Source organism: Nocardioides sp. (genome assembly GCA_037045645.1).
Classification (GTDB): Bacteria; Actinomycetota; Actinomycetes; order Propionibacteriales; family Nocardioidaceae; genus Nocardioides.
The window spans coordinates 1-5855 of sequence record JBAOIH010000008.1 but is presented as its reverse complement, the minus strand read 5'-3'; the positions used below and the strand labels follow the sequence as shown (position 1 = coordinate 5855).

Genomic DNA, 5855 nt, shown 5'->3' with positions numbered 1-5855 from the left:
TTGGCAGAGCAGAGGACTTTTAATCCTTTGGTTGTGGGTTCGAGTCCCACGGGGCCTACGAAACACGTGGTCTACAAAGCACTGGGCCAACGAAGCACTGGGCCGACACCCACGTCGGTTACCTGGCCGCCACACGGTCGTACGCCACCGCAGCCTCCACGTGGTCCGGTGTACCGGCCACGAAAACGTACTCCACGTTGCGCAACCGCCCGACGTCGCCGACTTTCACGCCAGCCGCGTTGTGCACACCGATCTGCGCGCCGACATACCGCTTGGCGTCGAACGCGAGTACGCGTACGTCCTGATGCCCCGCATCGCGCAGGTAGCCGACCATCTCGTCGGAGGAGATCCAGGACTCGTCGTTGTACGACACCAGCAGCAGGTCCGCACGCGCACGTCGCAGCAGATCGGCAAACGACGCAGACATCGTGCGGCGACTGTTGAACACACTGCGTCCCTCGTCCTCGCGGGCGTCGATGCGCTTGCACGCGACGCCGTAATGCTCGGGTGCGTCCCAGCGCACCAGGGTCTCCCAGACGTGATAGTTCGTGAAGTAGCGATGCTGGTTGTACGGCGGATCGAGATACATCAGGTCCACCGCCGGCAACTCGTCGACCAGGGTCATGGCGTCGCCACGGCGCACCGCCCCGCCGCCTGCAAGCAGACTCGGGGCGGTCAGGGTCAGGTCACGATGAGCCCGCGGCGCCCAGGACTTCAGGTACGCCATCTGGAGTCCGGTCGTCGAATCCACCCGGTCCGCGCCGAGCATCAGGCTCGTCAGCAGCACCGGATAGAGCGCCGATGTCGCGAACTCGTCCTCGATCGCCTCGCGAATGGCGTCGATGCGGGCACCGTTCTTGGGTTGGAAGAACCGCGACTCCTCGCAGAACGTACGCGTGAAGTAGCCCCGCTGTCCCGGCAGCGCATTCAGAAGGGCCAGGGCCTGGTCGAGTTCGTCGGGGTTCACCTCGTCGGCATCGGTCGCGACGAAGCACTGCGCCAACACGGCCGAATACGTCGCCAGGTCGACCGCGGTCACGAAGATGCCGCGGCGTTTGAACTCCTGAGCCACCCGCGTCGTGCCCGTGAACAAGTCGACGGCCGTACGCGCTCCCGCAGCGACTGCCATCTGGGCCAGGACCGGCGCGAGCAGCCGCTTCGAGCCCAGATACTTGATCACGCCGACAACGTAGGACGCCGCCGACCGACACACCCGGCGGCACGCCTAGAGTGCGCGATCATGATGGGTTTCAGTCGCGAGGATCTCACCGAGGAGCAACTCGCCGAGCAGGCCGCTGTCTATGGACCGCTCGCAGACAGCATCCGCCGGCTGGTCGACGCGAGCATCCGTACGACCGTCGACGCCGCCACCGTCGAGTCGGCGACCCAGCGGTTGAATGCGCTTGCCGACCAACTCGACGGGTCGAGGATCGACGGTGGCTTCGGCGTGCGGTACACCGAGGGCGGGCGCTCTCGCGCGTGGGGCAATGCCGTGATCGGCCTGCGCAACCCGATCGCTCCGCCGCTCGTCGTGCACCGCGAGGAGGGGCGCGTGCACGCCGAGGTCACGTTGGGCGCACCGTACGAGGGCCCTCCGGGCCTGGTGCACGGCGGCGTCAGCGCTCTGCTTTTGGACCAGCTCCTCGGCGAAGCGTGCAGCGCCGGCAAACGGCCGGGCATGACCGGCACGTTGGCGCTGCGTTACCGACGGGGAGTCAAACTGGGCCGACTTCGCTGTGAGGCCGAGATCTCCGGCTTCGACGGCCCCAAGACCTTCGCGAGCGGGCGCATCTCCACCGACGACGGTGTGTGCGTCGAGGCCGAAGGCACCTTCATCCTGCCGCGCTGGGCGCGTGAGTTCGCACCGAAACCGGATCGCTTCGAATAGTCCCGGGTTGCGGCGCCGGGTCAGGCGCTTGTTTCAGGCCGGCCCGCGTCGTCGCGCACCTTGGTGCGCTCCAACAACTCACGAGTCGCGTCGTACTCGCCGGGACTGCTGACCAGGTCGGCCGCGCCACCGCGCAGACGGGCCAGAGCGGCACGCGCGAAGATCTGCTGCTCGGTGGTCGTACGCTCCGAGCGGCCGTTGCCGAGGAACGAGATCGCCCAGCGCAGCAGAGCGCTGACGCGGCTCTTGAATCCGGTCAGGTAGACGATGTGGATCACCAGCCACATCAGCCAGGCGATCAGGCCACTGAGCCGCAGTTTGCCGACCATCGCGACCGCGGTGAAGCGGCTGATGATGGCCATCGAGCCCTTGTCCCAATAGCTGAACGGGCCCTGGGGTGCCTTGCCCTTGAGCCGTCGGTTGATCTCCTTGGCGGCGTACTTCCCGCCCTGCATCGCCACCTGCGCCACACCCGGCAGGTTGTCGAGCGCGATCATGTCGCCGACGACGAAGACCTCGGGGTGCCCAGGCAGCGTCAGGTCGGGGTTCACACCGATCCGCCCGGCCCGGTCCAACGGTGCGCCACTTTGCTCGGCGAGCGTCTTTCCGAGCGAAGATGCCTGTACGCCGGCCGCCCAGATCTTGGTGACCGCGCTGATCCGCTCGGTACTGCCGTCGCGCAGTTTGAACTCGATGCCACGCTCGTCGACGTCGGTGACCATCGCGCCGAGTCGCACCTCGACACCGCGCTTCTCCAGGTTCTTCTTGGTCCAGGCGCCGAGTTTGGGACCAAAGGGCGGGAGCACCTGATCGGCGCCGTCGAGCAGCACCACGCGCGCATGGCGGGTGTTGATCTCGCGGAAGTCCTTCTTGAGGGTGCGGTGCGCCAGTTCGGCGATCTGACCGGCCATCTCGACTCCGGTCGGACCTGCGCCGACGACGACGAAGGTGAGGTGCTGGTCGACGTCGTCGCCTCGGTTGGCGCCGAGTTCGGCCATCTCGAAGGCACCGAAGATCCGGCCACGCAGTTCGAGCGCGTCATCGATCGACTTCATCCCCGGTGCGAACTCGGAGAAGTGGTCGTTGCCGAAGTAGGACTGGTTGGCCCCGGCCGCCACGATCAGGGAGTCGTACGGCGTGACCGTCTCACGGCCCAGGACGACCGAGGTGACCGTGCGAGCCTCGAGGTCGATCCCGACCACCTCGCCGAGCAGCACCTTGGCGTTGGCCTGCGAACTCAGCACCTCGCGGGTCGGCGGGGCGATCTCGCCCTCGGACAGGATTCCGGTCGCCACCTGATACAGCAACGGCTGGAACAGATGGTGGGTCGTCTTGGCGATCATGGTGACCTCGACGTCGGCGCGGCGCAGCGCCTTCGTGCTGAAGAGCCCACCGAAGCCGGAGCCGATCACCACCACGCGGTGGCGGGTGGTTGCGGAACGCTCAGGGACGGCCATGGAACGCCTTTCGAGACGGAAGTGTTCATGGTGACAACCGAATTGCCAGACGACCACATTCCGGGTCGCGTAGGTTGCCTCACATGAGCCGCGTCACCCCCGGAACGGTTGTGGTTGAAGTTTTTAGGAAATGCCGATTCCGAAGGTTTCGGCGGGTTCCGGCAGGGGTATGCGCGTCCTGATCAGTCCGCTCCGTACGAATTGCTGATGTCGGCGTGCCACTCAATAGACCACCGCTGTCGTTGGACAACGACCCGCGTTCGGTGAGTTTGGCGCGCCGATGGGCATCCGACCTGTGCCGCGAGTTGGGGCGAGACGAACTGGTGGAGGCCACCCAACTGGCGCTCTCCGAGTTGGTCACCAACGCGCTGCTCCACGGGGCCGACCCGATCTCGGTGCGGGTGCGCGGGACCAAGGATCACCTGCGGATCGAGGTCTGGGACGGCTCTCGTAAGCCGCCCTCGTTCCCCAACCCGAGCAGCGCGGACCCGGACGACATGTTGCAGACCTTTGGCCGCGGCCTGAGCCTGGTCGCCATGTGCGCCACCAACTGGGGCGTCAGCATCGAAGCCGAGGGCAAGTTCGTCTGGTTCGAGCCCTCCCCATCCCCCGGGGAAGGCGACGTCCCGACGCCCGATCTGAATTACGTCGAGCAGACGGTGCCGATAGATGTCACCGACAACTGGGTCGAGGTCGTCTTCGACAACGTGCCCATGGGCCCTCTCATCGCCTCTCGTCGACACTTCCGCGAGTTGCGTCGGGAATTGCGGCTCCTCTCGCTGTCCCATCGCGACGACTACCCGCTAGCCGGTGAACTGACGCGCGTGTTCGCTGACTTCGACGCCTCGTTCGACAACACGGTCGTCGGCCAGATCGAACGCCTTGTCCGCTCTCGGGTCGAGCGCGGTTTCCTGCGGGCGCGCTTCAACCCGTCGCGCAGCACCCTGGTCGACCAGATGCTGCGGCTGCTCAACCTCGCGGACGAGTTCGCCCAGGCCCAGCGCCTGCTCTCATTGGCACGTACGGACGAGGTGCGGCAGTTCCAGATCTGGTACTTCAGCGAGTTCGTGCGGCAGGCCCGAGGCGAGGCCCCGAGGCCGTGCCCGGTGCTGTCTGTGCGCTCCACCGAGCCCGCGCAGTGACGAACTCTCCAGTTTCGCCGGGGCCAGTCACGCCGGGGCCGGTCACGCCTGCGGCACTGGCCGCGGTCTCGGTCGGCGGGGCGAGCGGCGCCCTGCTCCGGTGGGCCTTGGAGACCAAGGTCGCGTCCTCCGGGTTCCCCTGGACGACGTTGACGATCAACGTGGCAGGCAGCGCCCTGCTAGCACTGCTCCTGGGCATGCTCCCTGCGATGTTGCGCCCCGAACACCGTCGCGTGGCACTCGCGGCGCTCGGCCCGGGCCTGCTCGGTGGCTTCACGACGCTGTCAACGTTTTCGGAGGAGACCCGGCTCATGGTCGCCGAGGGCAAGGTGTGGCAGGCAGGCGCGTACGTGCTGCTGAGTCTGACGGCCAGCGTGCTCGCGGTGCACTGCGTACGCCACCTCTCCGGTCGTCGGGAGCCGTCGTGGTGACGGCGTTGCTGGTGGCGCTCGGCGGTGCCCTCGGTGCCGCGACCCGCTATGCGTTGGCGCAGCGGTGGGACTCGCTTCACCCGTGGGGCACCTATGCCGCCAACTCAGCGGGCTGCTTGGCGTTGGGAGCACTGAGCGGTGCCGGCTTGAACGGCCATCCGGCCGCACTGCTGGGCGTCGGCTTCTGTGGCGCGCTGACCACATTCTCGAAGCTTCGCGGTGCAGGTCCACGACGGTGGGCCGAGGGCCGGGGGCGCGTACGCCCTCATGACCCTGGCCACCGCACTGCTCTTGGTGACGCTCGGGTTCGTGGTCGGGGTAGCGGCGACCTAGCCGTAGCCCAGTTCGTGGATCCGCGCGTCGTCGAAGCCGAAATGGTGAGCCACCTCGTGCACGACCGTGATCTCGATCTCGCGCGCCAACTCGTCGCGGGTCGGGGCGAATTCGCGCAGCGGCCGGCGAAACAGCACGATCCGATCCGGCAGATAGCCCGCATGATTCGCGGCACGCTCCGTGAGCGCGACACCCTCATAGCGACCCAGCAGGTGGGGGTCGTCAGGCGGGGCGTCGTCCTCGACGATCACCACGACGTTGTCGATCAGAGCGGCCAGTTCAGCCGGGATGGAGTCCAGCGCGAGGTCGACCAGACGGTCGAATTCGTCGTCGGTAATCTCCGGCTCGTCACAGAGCCCAGACTCGGATCCAGTCGACACTCGTCGTCTCTTTGATGGTCTTCTTGGTCAGGAATTTGATCTCGTAGTCCGACGTGAGCGCGCTGAGCACGAGATAGCCGTTGGACTGCAGAGGCTTGCCCTTCATCCGCCAGTATTCCTTGCCGTCAATGCGGAAGATGTAGTCCGTAGGAGTCCACTCGACCGAGACCACGTGGAAGGAGTTCCACCAGTTCTGCCCCTTGGGGAGAAGTTTGCCGGTGTTC

The 5855-nt window shown here is 66.5% G+C and carries 7 protein-coding genes; 3 read left to right on the top strand and 4 right to left on the bottom strand.

Annotated features, from left to right (window positions below; genetic code table 11):
- Nucleotides 1-118: 118 nt before the first annotated feature.
- The gene (locus tag V9G04_16800) at nt 119-1180 is read right to left on the bottom strand and encodes a DNA adenine methylase (GenBank protein ID MEI2714897.1); all 1062 of its coding nucleotides are present in this window, start codon (nt 1178-1180) and stop codon (nt 119-121) included.
- A gap of 60 nt (nt 1181-1240) precedes the next feature.
- On the opposite strand from V9G04_16800, the gene V9G04_16795 reads away from it, so the two are divergent.
- Nucleotides 1241-1888: a PaaI family thioesterase gene (locus tag V9G04_16795; GenBank protein MEI2714896.1), complete on the top strand. Its 648-nt coding sequence runs from the start codon at nt 1241-1243 to the stop codon at nt 1886-1888.
- A 20-nt stretch (nt 1889-1908) separates the two neighbouring features.
- Here V9G04_16795 and V9G04_16790 read toward each other — a convergent pair whose 3' ends face one another.
- Nucleotides 1909-3345, bottom strand: coding sequence for an NAD(P)/FAD-dependent oxidoreductase (locus tag V9G04_16790; protein MEI2714895.1), 1437 nt, complete (start codon nt 3343-3345; stop codon nt 1909-1911).
- A 215-nt stretch (nt 3346-3560) separates the two neighbouring features.
- Here V9G04_16790 and V9G04_16785 point away from each other — a divergent pair, with 215 nt between their 5' ends.
- Nucleotides 3561-4487: an ATP-binding protein gene (locus tag V9G04_16785; GenBank protein MEI2714894.1), complete on the top strand. Its 927-nt coding sequence runs from the start codon at nt 3561-3563 to the stop codon at nt 4485-4487.
- On the top strand, nt 4484-4918 hold the full coding sequence (locus V9G04_16780; GenBank protein ID MEI2714893.1) for a CrcB family protein: 435 nt from the start codon (nt 4484-4486) through the stop codon (nt 4916-4918). Before V9G04_16785 ends, V9G04_16780 begins: the two co-directional genes overlap by 4 nt.
- Nucleotides 4919-5247: 329 nt before the next feature.
- Here V9G04_16780 and V9G04_16775 read toward each other — a convergent pair whose 3' ends face one another.
- Nucleotides 5248-5631, bottom strand: a complete 384-nt coding sequence (locus V9G04_16775) for a metallopeptidase family protein (protein MEI2714892.1) — start codon at nt 5629-5631, stop codon at nt 5248-5250.
- On the bottom strand, nt 5600-5855 hold a 256-nt coding region (locus V9G04_16770; GenBank protein MEI2714891.1), incomplete at its 5' end, for a hypothetical protein. The genes V9G04_16775 and V9G04_16770, both read right to left, overlap by 32 nt.

Bases quoted from the DNA above. Each gene is read 5' to 3' on its own strand.
- V9G04_16790 (MEI2714895.1), bottom strand. From the start codon at position 3,345: ATGGCCGTCCCTGAGCGTTCCGCAACCACCCGCCACCGCGTGGTGGTG.
- V9G04_16795 (MEI2714896.1), top strand. From the start codon at position 1,241: ATGATGGGTTTCAGTCGCGAGGATCTCACCGAGGAGCAACTCGCCGAG.